Source organism: Phocaeicola vulgatus ATCC 8482 (assembly GCF_000012825.1).
Taxonomy (GTDB): domain Bacteria; phylum Bacteroidota; class Bacteroidia; order Bacteroidales; family Bacteroidaceae; genus Phocaeicola; species Phocaeicola vulgatus.
This window is the reverse complement of sequence record NC_009614.1, coordinates 2,673,305-2,690,023: the sequence shown is the minus strand read 5'-3', so window position 1 is coordinate 2,690,023 and position 16,719 is coordinate 2,673,305. Positions and strand designations below refer to the sequence as shown.

Below are 16,719 nucleotides of genomic sequence, written 5' to 3'. Positions count from 1 at the left end.
TCGGGGGAATACCTAAAGATACAAAAAAGCCAACTAATTCGCAATACTTTGTGTATGAATTAGTTGGCTGATTTTGTAATATTTAATGAATGTCCCTAAAAAACATTCTTTTGGCCAAAAGTTTATTTTTGAAGTATTCGTTTTTCTTCGAACATTTTTTTTGCACAGGCATACCCTTCCTCATATAAATCGGTCAGTTTCTTTATATCTGTTTCAATACGGTCCACTTCCATCGGCTTTTCAGGACGAATTACCACAATCCTGCCCTTGTCTTCCAATTGCTCTACCAAATCAAGCTGTTCGTTGTAAATACGACAACGTTTACTTAAAACCACGCGCAAACGAGGGTATTTTTTATAGATAAAATGAGGAATTTTCATATCCTTTCCTTTTTTGCGATATCCCCGATTACGGGTAAGTACCACTACATTTTTATCAAATCCTTGTTCAATAGCACGCAACACAGGAATAGAATCCACAATTCCCCCATCCAGCATCGGCTCACCATCTACATAAGCTATAGGACAAACATAAGGAAGACTGCTGGACGCCTTAGCTATGGCAATAATACGTCGAGGATCATGTTTCTCTTCCAAATAACACGCCCTACCTGTAATGCAATTAGTAGTCACCATTTCAAAACGAGCAGGATTTTCAGCATATGTTTTATAATCATAAGGAAGAATTTCCTTAGGAAAATGTTCATAAAGCAATTCCTGATCAAGAATACTGTGCTTACGCCATAAATGCTTTATGCCGATATAATGATATTTCTCCAATAAATCAATATTACTAAACTTAGCTCTACCACGCTGGCGAGACATATATGAAAGACCATTGCACGCTCCGGCAGAAACTCCTACCCCATACGGAAACCAAACCTTCTTATCCATCATATAGTCTAATACCCCGCAGGTAAAAACTCCGCGCATACCTCCGCCTTCCAGTACCAGCCCTGTTTTATCATCTATTTTCATAATCAATGTTGAGGAACAAATCTATCCTTGAAAGAGTTCACTGCAAAGTTAACCTTTTCAAAGTATTTAGCCGTATCTTTTATATTTATTAAATAATTGCATTCCATCATAAATATCAATCAAATTCTCCTAGCAGTATAAATTACTGAATGGCAACTTATCAAGGAAAAATAAGAGAAACCTGTGAAATTAGAAAAGCAAGATTGACAAATGATAAAAATAAAGCCGAAATCGATTAAAAAATCAAATAAGCAAATAGTACTTTTAAGATTATAATTATTACATTTGCAACACAGTTCAATAAATTTTCAATTAAAATAAAGTTAGCCATGTTTGATTCCGCAACTTATCAAAGACGCCGTCAGGCACTTAGAAACAAAGTGCAAAACGGTATTATCCTTATACTAGGTAATAATGAAGCTCCGGCAAACTATCCGGATAACACATATAAATTCCGTCAGGACAGTTCATTCCTCTACTTCTTCGGTCATTCTCACCCCGGATATGCAGGTGTAATAGATATAGAAGCAGGAGAGGATTATTTCTTCGGAAATGATGTAGATATGGACGACATTATCTGGATGGGGCCCCAACCCAGTGTGAAAGAGTTGGCTGCACAAGTAGGTATTCAGAAAAGTTTTCCCTTTCCCCAGCTAAAAGAGGTGGTAGGAAAAGCTATCGCGCAAGGTAGAAAAGTACATTTCCTTCCTCCCTACCGATTCGATAATATGATGCTCTTGGAAGACTTAACCGGTATCCGTGCCGCTATAGTAAAGAAATACGCTTCTGTAGAATTGATAAAAGCTGTAGTTGATTTACGTTCTGTAAAAGAAGCTTGCGAAATAGCAGAAATCGATTTGGCATGTAATATCGGTTATGAAATGCACACAGCCGCTATGCGTCTATGTAAACCTGGAATAAAGGAACAATATATCGCCGGAGTACTGGATGGCATCGCCGCTTCTTATGGAAGCATGACTTCATTTGCCACTATCCTGACCCAACATGGGGAAACATTACATAATCATGACCATAGCCATATATTAGAACCAGGACGCATGATGCTGACAGATGCCGGAGCTGAAAGAGTGACAAATTATTGTTCTGACCATACCCGTACCGTACCTGTGGGAGGCAAATTTGAAGGACGGCAAAAAGATGTGTATAATATTGTATTGGCTTGCCATGATAAAGCATTGGAAATTACTCGTCCAGGTATAACCTATATGTCTGTACACTTAGAAGTCTGCAAAGTGCTGGTTCAAGGATTAAAAGACCTGGGGCTCATGAAGGGCAATGTGGAAGAAGCTGTTGCCGCTGGTGCACACGCTTTATTCCTGCCCCATGGATTAGGTCATATGATGGGATTGGATGTACATGACATGGAAGACCTGGGACAAATTTACGTAGGATATGACGATGAAATCCGTCCTTCTTCCCAGTTCGGGCTAGCCTCCCTGCGCATGGGACGTCGCTTACAGGAAGGCTTTGTGATTACCGATGAACCGGGCTGCTATTTTATTCCAGCATTGATTGACAAATGGAAAGCTGAGAAAATGCATACAGACTTCCTGAACTTTGATGCCATTGAAAAATTCAAAGATTTTGGAGGCATCCGCCTGGAAGACGATATTCTGATTACTTCGGAAGGCTCCCGTTTCACTGGCGAGAAACGCATCCCTATCACTATCGAAGAAGTAGAAACTATCATGAATGAGTAACATAACAAACAAAACTATTATTTCTAAAATGAAAAGATTTACATTATTAGCAGCATTAGGTTTATGCAGTATAAGCCTCTTTGCACAAGATGCACAAAAAGAAGAGCCAAAGGAAGAAGGGTTTGTATTCACTACAGTAAAAGAACTGCCTATTACTTCTGTCAAGAACCAAAGCCGTGCCGGTACTTGCTGGTGCTATTCCAGTATGGCTTTTCTAGAATCAGAATTACTTCGTATGGGAAAAGGAGAATACGACTTTTCTGAAATGTACATCGTACACCAAACTTATTTGGATCGAGCCGATGCCGCCGTACGTACTCACGGAGATGTATCTTTTTCCCAAGGAGGATCATTCTATGACGTTATCTATGGAATGAAAAAATTTGGTCTGGTACCCGAAGAAGTTATGCGTCCGGGAGTCATGTATGGTGATACATTAAGTAACCATACAGAACTTACAGCCGTATCGGATGCTGTAGTAGCAGCAATAGCCAAAGGAAAATTACGCAAACTCCAGACAGATAATAACCATAATCCATTATGGAAAAAGGCCATTGCCGCTATTCATGATATCTATTTAGGTAAATGCCCTGAAAAATTCACTTATAAAGGAAAAGAATACACTCCCCATTCATTCTTCGAATCAACAGGATTGAATCCAAATGATTACATTTCATTGACCTCGTACACCCACCATCCGTTCTACGAACCATTTGTTCTTGAAATTCAAGACAACTGGCGTTGGGGGCAATCATACAACCTTCCCATTGATGAATTCATGCAGGTTTTTGATAATGCCATTAATAACGGCTATCCAATCGCATGGGGATCTGATGTCAGTGAACAAGGCTTTACACGTGACGGCGTAGCTGTTATGCCCGATACGGAAAAAGTACAAGAACTAAGTGGATCAGACATGGCTCATTGGTTGAAAATGAAACCGGAAGAAAAGAAACTGAACACCAAACCACAACCTCAGAAATGGTGTACACAAGAAGAACGCCAGGAAGCTTATGACAATTGGGAAACAACCGATGATCATGGTATGTTGATTTACGGTATAGCTAAGGATCAAGAAGGAAACGACTATTATATGGTAAAGAATTCTTGGGGAAAAGCCGGAAAATACGATGGCTTATGGTATGCCTCTAAAGCATTCGTCCGTTACAAAACCATGAATATCGTAGTCAATAAAAATGCACTGCCTAAAGAAATTGCTAAAAAATTAGGTATCAAATAATCCGCTACTATACAATACTTTACCGCTAATTCCATAAAATATATATGGAATTAGCGGTTTTTTTATTTGTTTTTTCCTAACTTTACGGATTGATTGGGTAAGTATAACCAGAAAATGGTATTATCCCGTCTCCGAGAGCAGAAAAAAGAAAAAACAATATATAAAATGAATCACAAATGGAATTATCAACCTCCAAGCCAAGAACAGACAGAAGCAGCTAAAGCATTAGCCAAAGAAACAGGGATCAGCCCGATTCTTTGTAAGTTGTTGCTGGAAAGAGGTATAACCTCAGCAGCAGAGGCTAAAAGATTTTTCCGCCCCCAGCTTAACGAGCTACACGACCCATTCCTGATGAAGGATATGAGCATTGCTGTAGAACGGCTTAATCAAGCTATGGGCAGGAAAGAACGTATCATGGTTTATGGAGATTATGATGTAGACGGTACAACAGCTGTAGCATTGGTATACAAATTTCTCCAGCAGTTCTATTCGAACATTGACTACTATATTCCCGACCGATATAATGAGGGCTACGGAGTATCAGTAAAAGGAGTGGATTATGCCTGTGAAACAGGTGTAAAACTCATTATTGTGTTAGATTGCGGTATTAAAGCCGTAGAGGAAATTGCTTATGCAAAAGAAAAAGGTATCGATTTCATCATCTGTGACCACCATGTGCCTGATGATATATTGCCACCAGCCGTAGCTATTCTGAATGCCAAACGGGCTGACAATACATATCCTTACGATCATCTTTCGGGATGTGGTGTAGGCTTCAAGTTCATGCAGGCTTTCGCTTTGAATAATGGCATTGAATTTCATCAACTAACTCCTTTATTAGATTTGGTTGCTGTCAGTGTAGCATCAGACATCGTACCTATCATGGGAGAAAACCGAGTGCTGACACACCACGGCTTAAAACAGTTGAATTCCAATCCCAGTGTAGGTCTGAAAGCTATTATCGATGTATGCGGATTATCAGAAAAAGAAATTACCGTAGGTGATATCGTATTCAAGATAGGTCCGCGCATCAACGCATCCGGACGTATACAGAACGGAAAAGAGGCGGTGGAACTGCTCATAGAAAAGGACTTCTCGGCAGCATTGGAGAAAGCCAACCAAATCAACCAATACAATGAAACCCGTAAAGATCTGGATAAGACCATGACCGAAGAGGCCAACCAAATTGTAGACCACTTGGAAGGACTAGCAGACCGGCGTTCCATTGTCATCTATAATGAAGCGTGGCATAAAGGTGTTATCGGTATCGTAGCCTCACGCCTTACAGAGATTTATTACCGCCCGGCAGTTGTATTAACCCGTACAGATAATCTGGCAACTGGTTCCGCCCGTTCCGTATCAGGTTTCGATGTCTACAAAGCTATCGAACATTGTCGTGACTTGTTGGAAAACTTTGGAGGACACACTTATGCTGCAGGACTATCCATGAAAGTGGAAAATGTGGAAGAATTCACCCGTCGTTTTGAAACCTATGTCACAGAACATATTTTGCCGGAACAGACCAGTGCTGTAATTGATATTGATGCAGAAATTGACTTCCGGGATATCACTCCGAAGTTCCATGCCGACCTGAAAAAGTTCAATCCCTTCGGACCGGACAACCACAAACCAATCTTTTGTACACATAATGTATATGATTATGGAACCAGCAAAGTAGTAGGGCGTGATCAGGAACACATCAAGTTGGAATTGGTAGACAATAAATCAAACAATGTGATGAATGGCATCGCTTTCGGACAAAGTTCACAAGCACGCTATATCAAGACCAAACGTTCTTTTGATATTTGTTATACCATTGAAGAGAATACGCACAAACGTGGTGAAGTACAATTGCAAATAGAAGATATAAAACCCAGTGAGGAATAATGATAAAGATTTATCTTTGAAATAAGTCAAAACTTTAATGACGTTATCAGACACTTATCAGAATAATAAGATGATAAGTCATTGGAGTTTTGACATAATTTTCTTATTTCCCTTCCAATGACCTATAAAGAAATTCTAAAACAATATTGGGGATATGATGACTTTCGGGGCATACAGAAAGAAATCATTGAAAGTATAGGCAACGGTCACGACACGCTAGGATTGATGCCTACCGGTGGCGGCAAATCCATTACCTTCCAAGTACCAGCTTTAGCACAACCCGGATTATGTTTGGTTATTACACCTCTTATTGCCCTGATGAAGGACCAAGTACGCAATTTACGCGACCGAGGTATCAAAGCTTTGGCAGTTTATTCAGGCATGACACGCGAAGAGATCATTGTTGCATTGGAAAACTGTATCTTCGGCGACTATAAATTCCTTTATATTTCTCCGGAAAGGCTGGATACTGAAATATTCCGTAGCAAACTACGGAACATGAAGGTAAGCATGATCACGGTAGATGAGTCACACTGTATCTCTCAATGGGGATATGATTTCCGCCCTGCTTATCTGAAAATTGCAGAAATTCGCGAACTCCTTCCCGACATACCTGTATTGGCACTGACAGCAACTGCCACTCCGGAAGTAGTAACAGATATTCAAACAAAGCTAAACTTTAAAAAAGACAGTCAGGTTTTCCGAATGAGTTTCGAAAGAAAAAACTTGGCTTACATTGTACGTCCTACAGAAAATAAACAGGAAGAGCTATTACATATTTTAAATAGTGTGCCCGGCTGCGCCATTGTCTATACCCGCAACCGGAAACGTACACGTGAAATTGCCGAACTACTGGTCAATAACGGCATAACTGCCACTTTCTATCATGCCGGTTTGAATAATGATGTAAAAGATCAACGTCAAAAAAGCTGGCTCACCGGAGAAAGCCGTACTATGGTAGCAACCAACGCCTTCGGAATGGGTATCGACAAACCAGATGTACGTATCGTTATCCACATAGATATGCCTGATTCTCCTGAAGCCTATTTTCAAGAAGCCGGACGAGCAGGGCGCGACGGGCAGAAAGCATATGCTGTCCTGCTATACGCCCAAAGTGATAAAACCACCCTCAACAAACGTATCAGTGATACATTTCCCGACAAGGATTATATCCGAAAAGTGTACGAAGATATCAACTACTATTTTCAAATGGCCATGGGAGACGGTATGGGTTGCACCTTTGCTTTTAACTTGGATGAATTCTGTCGTAACTTCAAACATTTCCCCGTACAAGCCGACAGCGCTTTAAAGATTCTGACCCGTGCCGGATATTTAGAATATACAGACGAGCAAGATAATGCTTCACGTATTCTTTTCACGATGAAACGCGACGAACTCTATAAACTACACGAGAATGATACAGATACAGAGAAACTGATAAACATCATCTTGCGTTCTTATACAGGACTATTTACTGATTATGCCTATATTAACGAAGATTCCTTAGTAATCCGCTCCGGATTAACCCGCCAACGAATCTATGAAATTCTACTGGCGCTGACTCGTAGACATATCATACATTACATTCCACGGAAAAAGACACCTTATATTATATATACCCGTGAACGGCAAGAAAAGAATCGCCTTGCCCTAACTCGGGAAATATACGAAGACCGGAAAAAAAGCTATACCACCCGAATCAAGGCTATGATAGAATATGCCACAGCCGATGATAAATGTCGTAGCCGAATGCTACTCAGATATTTCGGAGAAAAGAACGAGCACAACTGCGGACAATGTGATGTATGTCTTAACAACCATCATTCAGGAATAAAACAGGGAGAATTTCAAGAATTGGAACAACAAATCAAACAGCTATTGCAGGCAGGTGCCATGCCTGCTTCAGAACTACTGAACCAATTGAATAGCAATCGTGAAAAAGCGGAAAAGGTACTCTCCTACCTACTTTCCGAAGAAATAATACAATTAAAAGATGGAATTCTTTCTGTATAAATCGTATCTTTGCCATTGATTTATTAACCTTTTACCCCAACAGAACATGAAAAAAATGCATTTGGCAATCATTTGTCTTTTTACCGGTTGTACTATCTTTGCCCAAAACATAGAAGTACAGCCCATCCCTCAACAAGTTTCCAAACAAGACGGACAAATCAATTTACCTGAAACTTACCAACTCTTGGGAGAAACTGAAGCCAATCCATATGCCGTACAAGAATTAAAAGATTTATTAGGTGGAAAACACCCGGCCAATACCGGTTTGCGCATTTATATAGGAGAAAAAGGAGACAAGTCCATCCGCAAGTTTACTCGTCAGATCCCCAACCAAAAGGAAGGTTATTATCTATCCATCAATAATAAGGAAATAATTCTGGCAGGAAACGATGAACGTGGAACCTACTATGCCTTGCAAACCTTAAAACAATTGCTCAAAGATAACCAATTACCGGTAATAGAGATACAAGACTATCCGGCCATACGCTACCGTGGTGTCGTAGAAGGATTTTACGGGACCCCCTGGAGCCATAATGCCCGTCTTCGCCAACTTCAATTTTATGGTGAAAACAAAATGAACACCTATATATACGGCCCTAAAGATGACCCTTACCATAGTTCTCCCAACTGGCGTCTGCCTTACCCCGAAAAAGAAGCAAAACAATTACAGGAATTAGTAAAAGTAGCTCAAGAAAACGAAGTCGATTTTGTTTGGGCTATCCATCCGGGACAAGACATCAAATGGAATAAAGAAGACCGTGAATTATTATTGGCAAAATTTGAAAAGATGTATCATCTCGGTGTCCGTTCTTTTGCCGTCTTCTTTGATGATATTTCAGGAGAAGGTACCAACCCTGTGAAACAAGCAGAACTGCTGAATTACATAGATGAACATTTTGTAAAAGTAAAACCGGATGTAACTCCCCTTATCATGTGTCCTACAGAATACAATAAAAGTTGGTCCGACCCTGCTAAAGGATATCTTACTACTTTAGGAGACAAACTGAATCCATCCATACAAATTATGTGGACAGGAGACCGGGTTATTTCCGATATTACCCAAGATGGTATTCAATGGATAAACGAACGGATTAAACGTCCGGCATATATATGGTGGAACTTTCCTGTTTCCGATTACGTTAGAGATCATCTGCTCATGGGACCAGTATATGGAAACGATACTCAAATAGCCAATCAGATGTCTGGCTTTGTAACTAATCCGATGGAACATGCCGAGGCTTCTAAAATAGCCATTTATAGTGTAGCCTCATACGCTTGGAATCCAACAAAATATAACAGTGAAAAAACTTGGAAAGACGCTATTATGAACATTTTGCCCGATGCTGCCACTGAACTGGAATTCTTTGCCGCCCATAATTCGGACTTGGGCCCCAACGGACATAAATATCGCCGAGAGGAATCTGTAAATCTCCAACCCACAGCGCAGAGCTTTACTGAAAGTTACATAAAAAATAAAACTTACACTGAAAAAGACTTCTCTATTCTACAAGAAACCTTCAGCCAGATGGTTGAATCAAGTGATATTTTAGTCGCCCATGCTGATAAAAATCCGATTATAGTAGAAATCATGCCTTGGCTTTATCAGTTCAAACTATTGGGTGAAACCGGAAATGAAGTACTGGCAATGGTCAAAGCATACGACAAAAATGACCAATCTTTATTTATGCGTAAATACAAACACGTGAAAGCCTTGCAACAACAAATGTTTCAAATTGACCAGACATACAACCAAAACCCTTACCAGCCGGGTATAAAGACAGCAGGAAGAGTAATCAAGCCATTGATTGATCAAACTTTCGCCACCGTCACGCAATGCTATAACCAAAAATATAGCACACTGCTGAATGCTGAAACCGACTATATGCCGCATAAACTAATAAGCGATATCAGTCAGATAAAGAACTTACCTTTACAGGTAAAGATAAACCGCATTCAGATTTCTCCGGCGCTGGAAGTTATCAGATGGCCCGGTAATGGTTCATTGACTATCGAACTGGATCAAGTTTATCCCGGAGAAAATATAGAGATAGATTTCGGGAAACCGGAAATCGAAACTTGGGGAAGTCTTGAGATATCTGCAAATGGAAAAGACTGGAGTAAAGTACACTTTACACAAGAAAACAACCGACTGACTGCCAGTTTACAACAGAAACCAATAAAGGCAGTACGTTTTACCAACATGCAGCATCAGGAACAAGAAATTTACCTCAGACGATTTATTATAACAATAGACAAATAAAACAACTATAAATTATGGGCTTATTTAAATCCTTATTCGGCGGAAACAACACCCCCGAAACCGAAAAAGAGAAAAATGATAAAAAGAACTTCGAGATTTTAAAATACGACGGCATCCGCGCCCAACGTATGGGTAAACTACCTTATGCCATTAAATGTTTTGAAGAAGCAGTTGCCATCAACGATGAATTGGAAACACTCAGCCTGCTAGCCACTGCTTATACACAGGCAAACCGACTAGATGATGCCCGTATCACACTAGACCGCATGGCTACAAAAGATCCTGAACAAGTAAACACCTTCCTTTCACTAGCTGGCATCTGCTATATGCAGGAAGATTACGAAAATATGAAGGATGCCTGCCAAAAAGCTTTGGTTTTAGATAATAAGAACCCCCTATCTTTCTATTTGACAGCAAAAGCAGCTATCGGCATGAAAGATGATATCACCGCCATCGCTATGCTGACTAAAGCTATCGTATTAAAAGAAGATTATACCGAAGCATACCAGCTACGCGCTGAAGTACTTTGGAAAATGAAACAAGCAAAAGATGCTGCCGAAGATATACAAAAGTTGCTCAGCCTCAATCCCGACGACGAACAAGCCTTGCTTTTGAAAGGAGAAATTCTAGCCGCCACCAATGAACCGGAACAAGCACAAGAATGTTTTAATCAAGTATTGTCACTCAATCCGTTCAATGAAAAGGCCTATATCCTGTCAGGAGAACTATATCTGGTAAACAAAGATTTTGACAAAGCATTGGCTGTATATGATGAAGCCATTGAAATCAATCCCAACTTTGCCAAAGCATATCATGAACGAGGACGTATCAAATTACTTAAAGGAGACAAAGACGGATCTGTGGAAGATATGAAGAAAGCAATAGAACTGGCTCCTGAAAATGAAATGAATATTAGCGGTCAATACAATAATTATGAAAACATGACTAAGAATGTTCCGTTTTAAAAGCGGAACATTTCAATTCGTTTTATTGTTTATTTATATACAAAATAAGCAAAAAACACATGAGCGTAAAAGAACAGTATTGGAAATATTCCCTTATCACCATTATACTGGGATTAGGACTTATTTTATTTATAAAAATGTCTCCTTTCATAGGAGGTATTTTAGGAGCATGCACCATTTACATCATGGTAAGAAAACAAATGTTTTATCTTACCCAAGAAAAACATTTCAAAAAAAGTATTACAGCCATTTTACTCTTGATAGAAGCCATCATGTGCTTTCTTGTACCTTTATCATTGGCTGTATGGTTACTGATCAATAAATTACAGACGGTAAACGTAGATACGACAGGTTTTATCCATACGGTAACCAATCTTGCCGATTGGCTTCATACCAAGACGGGATATGACTTACTAAGCGCAGAAAACATTTCATCCATAGCCTCAATTCTTCCTGCCATCGGACAGTTTCTGATGGGAAGTATCAGTAGCTTTGCCGTTAATGCTTTCGTATTGGTCTTTATTCTCTACTTCATGCTGATTGGCGGAATTCAAATGGAAAAATACATCTATGAGTTACTTCCCTTCAGCGATACAAACAAAAAAAATGTACTGAAAGAAATTAATATGATTGTCAGGAGTAATGCAATAGGTATTCCCTTACTGGCAGTCATTCAAGGAGGAATAGCTACATTAGGCTACTATTTGTTTGATGTACCCAGCGCGCTATTGTTTGGCTTCCTGACCTGCTTTGCCACCGTCATTCCTATTGTAGGAACAGCATTGGTATGGTTCCCGCTAGCCGCCTATCTTGCTCTTTCAGGAGATTGGACACATGCCGTCGGACTACTTCTTTATTGTGGATTAATTGTAACAAACATTGACAATCTAATTCGTTTTATTCTGCAAAAGAAGATGGCAGACACCCATCCACTCATCACCATTTTTGGAGTGGTCATCGGACTTTCCTTATTCGGATTCATGGGTGTCATATTCGGACCGTTATTGTTATCCATCTTCATTTTATGCGTGAATATCTTTAAGACGCAATACTTAAAATAATCACTTTATATATAGTTGATAAGCATCCGCCAGTTGTTTCATCGCCTTTTCAATGATACAACGCGGACTTGCCACGTTTAAACGCATAAAGCCAATGCCTTCCTTACCAAACATTTCCCCGTCATTCAATGCCAAATGCGCTTTATCTACAAAGAATTCATTCAAATCTTTCTGGCTCAACTCCAGTTCACGGCAATCCAACCAAACTAAATAAGAAGCCTCCGGACGAATGGCCTTGATTTTAGGTGCATGTTTTTTCAAAAATTCGTCGACAAAATCTATATTTCCTTGTATATACGCCAAACATTGGTCAAGCCATTCCGTACCATGACTATAAGCAGCCTCAACAGAAAGAAAAGCAAAGACATGTCCCATATCCAACTCACCGGCATCCATATAGATACGGAAGCGTTTACGCAAATCTTCATTAAAAATAAGAGCATGTGAGGCAGATAGTCCCGGCATATTAAAAGCCTTGCTAGGAGACATAAAAGTAACGGAGTTCATTCGAGCCTTTTCACTGACAGTAGCAAAAGGACGATGCGTATGAGGAGGTAAAGTCAAATCCGCATGAATTTCATCCGAGAAGACCAATACTTTCTCATCATAACAGATATCAGCTATCGCTCGTAACTCTGCTTCAGTCCACACAACGCCACCCGGATTATGAGGATTACATAAAATAAAGAGCTTACAACCTTTAATTTGTTCACGAAAAGCATCCAAATCCATACGGTACATCCCGTTCTCCCATCTCAACGGATTTATGACCAAAGTACGCTCATTACGAGTCGTAACCCATGCAAAAGGATGATAAACAGGAGGTTGAATCATTACCTTATCCCCTTTCTGAGTAAAACAATTCATAGCCATACCGATGCCCGGTACAATGCCGGGAACAAAATTTATCACTTCCTTGGTCACGATCAAATCATAACGCTGTTTTACCCAGTTTATAATCGCATTATAATAGCTATCTGGTTTGCCGGTATACCCTAAAACTTCATTTTCGCAACGTTTACGAATAGCATCTGTTACAAAAGGAGCTGTGGCAAAATCCATATCAGCCACCCATAAAGGAATCAAATCCGTACGTCCCCAAATATGTTTCAGCCCTTCTACTTTCTCAGCAGACGTACCGCTGCGATCTATCACTTTATCAAAATTGTATTTCATTGTTTCTATTTTTAGGAATTGTCGCCCAAATATAGGAAATTTCTACATTGGGCGACATTAATATTCCCTTATTTTTTCAAGGCTTCAATTACCTGAGGCATCATTGTCCAAACAAAATTTTCACTTTGTGCTGTATAAAAATTACCATCAACAACCGATCTCTCATCAGTAGCCATCCCTTTACTTACAGCTGGTTTCGCCAAAGGATGCACAGCTAATCTCTTTCCCTCTGTAATTCCAGCAAAATCAAACAGCAGGCCTGCAGCACAATGACCTATCAGGATCTTTCCCTTCCCGGCAAATGCCTTCAAGACCGACATCAAGTCCACATTATAAGGTTTATCCGCATTTTGAGCAAATACAGGAACCGCATCCCCACAGGCAAAAACCAAAGCATCAAAATCATCTTCATGCCCTATAAGATTTGCAATCACATCATCGGCCACCAATTCAATGCCCGAGTTTGTTTTAATTTCCTTTGTTTCCGCCACTGCATACACCTTATAGGATATACCATTTTCAAAAAACGCTTCCAAATACTGGAACAAACCGAATCCGTTCACCGGATTTACCGCTAAAACAGCTACTTTCTTTGCCATAATCTTAACTTATTATAAGTGAAACAATAAATTTATCTAGTAAAACAATAGTTACCTTGAGTAAGTTTATTACTTTTGTGATGCAAATGTAAGTATCCTTTTTCCCAAAAACAAGAAGGCACCTGTAGATAAGGAACTTACATAGAGGTAACCATTGTTGAACGGCAAGCAAATAGAGAATATTAAAAAATGAAAAATTTTCATCCGGATAATAATTGCCCTGTACGGAATGTATTGTGCAGGCTTGGTGATAAATGGTCTATGCTGGTTCTTATCACATTAAATGCTAACGGAACCATGCGATTCTGCGACATTCATAAAACAATAGCCGATATCTCACAACGTATGCTGACTGTAACTCTGCGCACACTGGAAACTGACGGACTAGTGAGCCGGAAGGTGTATGCCGAAGTTCCGCCGCGAGTAGAATATGAACTGACAGAAAGAGGGAAAAGCTTAATACCACATATAGAAGGATTAGTAGATTGGGCTTTACAACAGATGCCGGGAATTATGGAAAGCAGGAGCCAAACAGGCACAGCCTAAAAAAAAATTGAAAAAAAGCTTCTTATTTATTTGTTTTTGCTAGAAATATATTACTTTTGCAGCGTATTCAATAACAATAAGAACAAAATGAAAGCATTATACAATACATACTTTTTCTTCTTTTATTACTTTTACTTTAGCAACAAAGTGAAGCGGGAATTTGTATGTGTACGTTAAACAATGATTAAAACAATGCGATAATAACAACGAAATCCCGCTTCCGGCAGAAGCGGGATTTTTTTATAATATATATACGAATGAAAAAGATAGCAATACAAGGTGTACCGGGCTCGTATCACGACATTGCCGCCCACAAGTTCTTCCCCGGAGAAGAGATCGAACTAATCTGCTGTTCCACGTTCGAAGAAGTCTTTGCGAACATAAAGCAGGATAGCAATGTAATTGGTATGCTCGCTATCGAGAACACCATTGCAGGCAGTTTGCTGCACAACTATGAGTTACTGCGCGAAAGCGGCATGACCATTGTCGGCGAACACAAACTACGCATCAAACACAGCTTCATGTGCTTGCCGGACGACAATTGGGAAACACTGACAGAAGTCAACTCCCACCCCGTTGCCTTGGCACAATGCCGTGAATTCCTGATACAACATCCCAAACTGAAAATAGTAGAAACGGAAGATACGGCAGGAAGTGCGGAAGCCATCAAACGGGAAAATCTGAAAGGACACGCCGCTATCTGCTCCAGATACGCCGCCGATTTGTACGGAATGAAAGTATTGGAAGAAGGCATCGAAACAAACAAACACAACTTCACGCGTTTCCTTGTAGTGGCCGACCCATGGAAAGCCGATGACTTACGTGAACGTTCGAAAGTAAACAAGGCCAATATCGTCTTCTCCCTCCCCCACAACGAAGGAAGCCTGTCGCAAGTGCTCTCTATCTTTTCTTTCTATAAAATAAATCTGACCAAGATTCAATCATTACCGATTATAGGCCGCGAATGGGAATATCTGTTCTATGTAGACGTAATTTTCAATGATTATTTAAGATACAAGCAGTCTATCGACGCCGTTTCACCATTGACAAAAGAACTTAAAATATTAGGAGAATATGCAGAAGGAACATCAACCATATAATATTCAGCCGGCAGACCGTCTGGCGAATGTTAGCGAATACTACTTCAGCCGTAAACTGAAAGAAGTGGCACAAATGAATGCCGAAGGTAAAAATGTAATCAGTTTGGGTATCGGAAGCCCTGACATGCCTCCTTCGGAAGAAACCGTCAATGTGTTGTGCGAACAGGCAAAGCGTCCTGATGCGCACGGATACCAACCTACTGTCGGCATTCTTGAATTGCGCAAAGCCATGGCCGACTGGTACAAGCGTTGGTATCATGTAGAGCTTGATCCGGCAACCGAAATCCAGCCGCTCATCGGTTCCAAAGAAGGTATCCTGCATGTGACGCTGGCATTGGTCAATCCGGGTGATCAGGTATTGGTTCCCAATCCGGGGTATCCTACCTACACCTCTTTAAATAAAATATTGGGCAGTGAGATTGTGAACTACAACCTGCGCGAAGACAATCATTGGCAACCCGATTTTGATGAACTGGAGAAGATGGACTTGAGCCGCGTCAAGATTATGTGGACCAACTATCCCAATATGCCGACCGGAGCGAACGCCACGATGGAACTGTATGAAAAGCTGGTAAACTTTGCACGCCGCCATAATATTGTGATTGTAAACGACAACCCATACAGCTTTATCCTGAACAAGAAACCACTGAGTATTCTTAATGTGCCCGGAGCCAAAGAATGCTGCATCGAGTTCAACTCTATGAGCAAGAGCCACAACATGCCCGGCTGGCGTGTGGGAATGCTCGCCACCAATGCGCAGTTTGTACAATGGATATTGAAAATAAAGAGTAATATTGACTCAGGAACTTTCCGCCCCATGCAACTGGCCGCCGCACAAGCTTACAACAACAGTGTGGAATGGCACGAAGAAGCGAACGTCAATGTATATAGCCGTCGCCGCCAACTGGCAGAAGAGATTATGAAAGTACTCGGTTGTAGCTTTGATCCCAATCAGGTAGGTATGTTCCTTTGGGGACGCATTCCCGAATCTTACAATGATGTAGAAGAACTGACCGAAAAAGTTTTGCACGAAGCACGTGTGTTCATTACTCCGGGCTTTATCTTCGGCAGCAACGGCAAACGCTATATCCGTATTTCCCTCTGTGCCAAAGAAGAAAAGCTGGCAGAAGCACTGGAAAGAATTAAAAAGATAATGTAACAAAACAAAATATCA

General features: G+C 40.3%; 13 protein-coding genes. 10 read left to right on the top strand and 3 right to left on the bottom strand.

Going from position 1 to position 16,719, the window contains the following annotated elements:
* Window positions 1-122 precede the first annotated feature (122 nt).
* Window positions 123-977: a patatin-like phospholipase family protein gene (locus BVU_RS10500; RefSeq protein ID WP_005842542.1), complete on the bottom strand. Its 855-nt coding sequence runs from the start codon at window positions 975-977 to the stop codon at window positions 123-125.
* A 329-nt stretch (window positions 978-1,306) separates the two neighbouring features.
* On the opposite strand from BVU_RS10500, the gene BVU_RS10495 reads away from it, so the two are divergent.
* The 7 genes from BVU_RS10495 (at window position 1,307) to BVU_RS10465 (ending at window position 12,124) form a co-directional block, all read left to right on the top strand.
* Complete coding sequence (locus BVU_RS10495) at window positions 1,307-2,698, top strand: aminopeptidase P family protein (protein ID WP_005842546.1); 1,392 nt, start codon at window positions 1,307-1,309, stop codon at window positions 2,696-2,698.
* Between the two features lie 28 nt (window positions 2,699-2,726).
* Window positions 2,727-3,938: an aminopeptidase C gene (locus BVU_RS10490; RefSeq protein ID WP_011965433.1), complete on the top strand. Its 1,212-nt coding sequence runs from the start codon at window positions 2,727-2,729 to the stop codon at window positions 3,936-3,938.
* 165 nt (window positions 3,939-4,103) lie between these two features.
* Complete coding sequence (recJ, locus tag BVU_RS10485) at window positions 4,104-5,825, top strand: single-stranded-DNA-specific exonuclease RecJ (RefSeq protein WP_011965432.1); 1,722 nt, start codon at window positions 4,104-4,106, stop codon at window positions 5,823-5,825.
* A gap of 117 nt (window positions 5,826-5,942) precedes the next feature.
* Window positions 5,943-7,838, top strand: a complete 1,896-nt coding sequence (locus BVU_RS10480; protein WP_005842554.1) for a RecQ family ATP-dependent DNA helicase — start codon at window positions 5,943-5,945, stop codon at window positions 7,836-7,838.
* Window positions 7,839-7,884: 46 nt separating this feature from the next.
* Window positions 7,885-10,098, top strand: coding sequence for a beta-N-acetylglucosaminidase (locus BVU_RS10475; protein ID WP_005842555.1), 2,214 nt, complete (start codon window positions 7,885-7,887; stop codon window positions 10,096-10,098).
* Window positions 10,099-10,112: 14 nt separating this feature from the next.
* Window positions 10,113-11,063 carry a tetratricopeptide repeat protein gene (locus BVU_RS10470; protein WP_005842556.1) on the top strand — a complete coding sequence of 317 codons (951 nt, stop codon included), beginning with the start codon at window positions 10,113-10,115 and terminating at the stop codon, window positions 11,061-11,063.
* A gap of 59 nt (window positions 11,064-11,122) precedes the next feature.
* The gene (locus BVU_RS10465; protein ID WP_005842557.1) at window positions 11,123-12,124 is read left to right on the top strand and encodes an AI-2E family transporter; all 1,002 of its coding nucleotides are present in this window, start codon (window positions 11,123-11,125) and stop codon (window positions 12,122-12,124) included.
* Here the strand turns inward: BVU_RS10465 and BVU_RS10460 are convergent, their stop codons facing one another.
* Window positions 12,125-13,300: a MalY/PatB family protein gene (locus tag BVU_RS10460; protein WP_005842558.1), complete on the bottom strand. Its 1,176-nt coding sequence runs from the start codon at window positions 13,298-13,300 to the stop codon at window positions 12,125-12,127.
* 68 nt (window positions 13,301-13,368) lie between these two features.
* Complete coding sequence (locus tag BVU_RS10455; protein WP_005842559.1) at window positions 13,369-13,899, bottom strand: DJ-1/PfpI family protein; 531 nt, start codon at window positions 13,897-13,899, stop codon at window positions 13,369-13,371.
* 189 nt (window positions 13,900-14,088) lie between these two features.
* Here BVU_RS10455 and BVU_RS10450 point away from each other — a divergent pair, with 189 nt between their 5' ends.
* The 3 genes from BVU_RS10450 to BVU_RS10440 all read left to right on the top strand — a co-directional run bounded on the left by BVU_RS10450 (window position 14,089) and on the right by BVU_RS10440 (window position 16,704).
* Window positions 14,089-14,445: a winged helix-turn-helix transcriptional regulator gene (locus tag BVU_RS10450; RefSeq protein ID WP_005842561.1), complete on the top strand. Its 357-nt coding sequence runs from the start codon at window positions 14,089-14,091 to the stop codon at window positions 14,443-14,445.
* A 257-nt stretch (window positions 14,446-14,702) separates the two neighbouring features.
* Window positions 14,703-15,545: a prephenate dehydratase gene (locus tag BVU_RS10445; protein WP_005842562.1), complete on the top strand. Its 843-nt coding sequence runs from the start codon at window positions 14,703-14,705 to the stop codon at window positions 15,543-15,545.
* Complete coding sequence (locus BVU_RS10440) at window positions 15,520-16,704, top strand: pyridoxal phosphate-dependent aminotransferase (RefSeq protein WP_005842563.1); 1,185 nt, start codon at window positions 15,520-15,522, stop codon at window positions 16,702-16,704. The genes BVU_RS10445 and BVU_RS10440 overlap by 26 nt, the downstream gene beginning before the upstream one ends.
* Window positions 16,705-16,719: the final 15 nt, after the last annotated feature.

Bases quoted from the DNA above. Each gene is read 5' to 3' on its own strand.
- BVU_RS10500 (WP_005842542.1), bottom strand. From the start codon at position 977: ATGAAAATAGATGATAAAACAGGGCTGGTACTGGAAGGCGGAGGTATG.
- BVU_RS10495 (WP_005842546.1), top strand. From the start codon at position 1,307: ATGTTTGATTCCGCAACTTATCAAAGACGCCGTCAGGCACTTAGAAAC.
- BVU_RS10490 (WP_011965433.1), top strand. From the start codon at position 2,727: ATGAAAAGATTTACATTATTAGCAGCATTAGGTTTATGCAGTATAAGC.
- recJ (WP_011965432.1), top strand. From the start codon at position 4,104: ATGAATCACAAATGGAATTATCAACCTCCAAGCCAAGAACAGACAGAA.
- BVU_RS10480 (WP_005842554.1), top strand. From the start codon at position 5,943: ATGACCTATAAAGAAATTCTAAAACAATATTGGGGATATGATGACTTT.
- BVU_RS10475 (WP_005842555.1), top strand. From the start codon at position 7,885: ATGAAAAAAATGCATTTGGCAATCATTTGTCTTTTTACCGGTTGTACT.
- BVU_RS10470 (WP_005842556.1), top strand. From the start codon at position 10,113: ATGGGCTTATTTAAATCCTTATTCGGCGGAAACAACACCCCCGAAACC.
- BVU_RS10465 (WP_005842557.1), top strand. From the start codon at position 11,123: ATGAGCGTAAAAGAACAGTATTGGAAATATTCCCTTATCACCATTATA.
- BVU_RS10460 (WP_005842558.1), bottom strand. From the start codon at position 13,300: ATGAAATACAATTTTGATAAAGTGATAGATCGCAGCGGTACGTCTGCT.
- BVU_RS10455 (WP_005842559.1), bottom strand. From the start codon at position 13,899: ATGGCAAAGAAAGTAGCTGTTTTAGCGGTAAATCCGGTGAACGGATTC.
- BVU_RS10450 (WP_005842561.1), top strand. From the start codon at position 14,089: ATGAAAAATTTTCATCCGGATAATAATTGCCCTGTACGGAATGTATTG.
- BVU_RS10445 (WP_005842562.1), top strand. From the start codon at position 14,703: ATGAAAAAGATAGCAATACAAGGTGTACCGGGCTCGTATCACGACATT.
- BVU_RS10440 (WP_005842563.1), top strand. From the start codon at position 15,520: ATGCAGAAGGAACATCAACCATATAATATTCAGCCGGCAGACCGTCTG.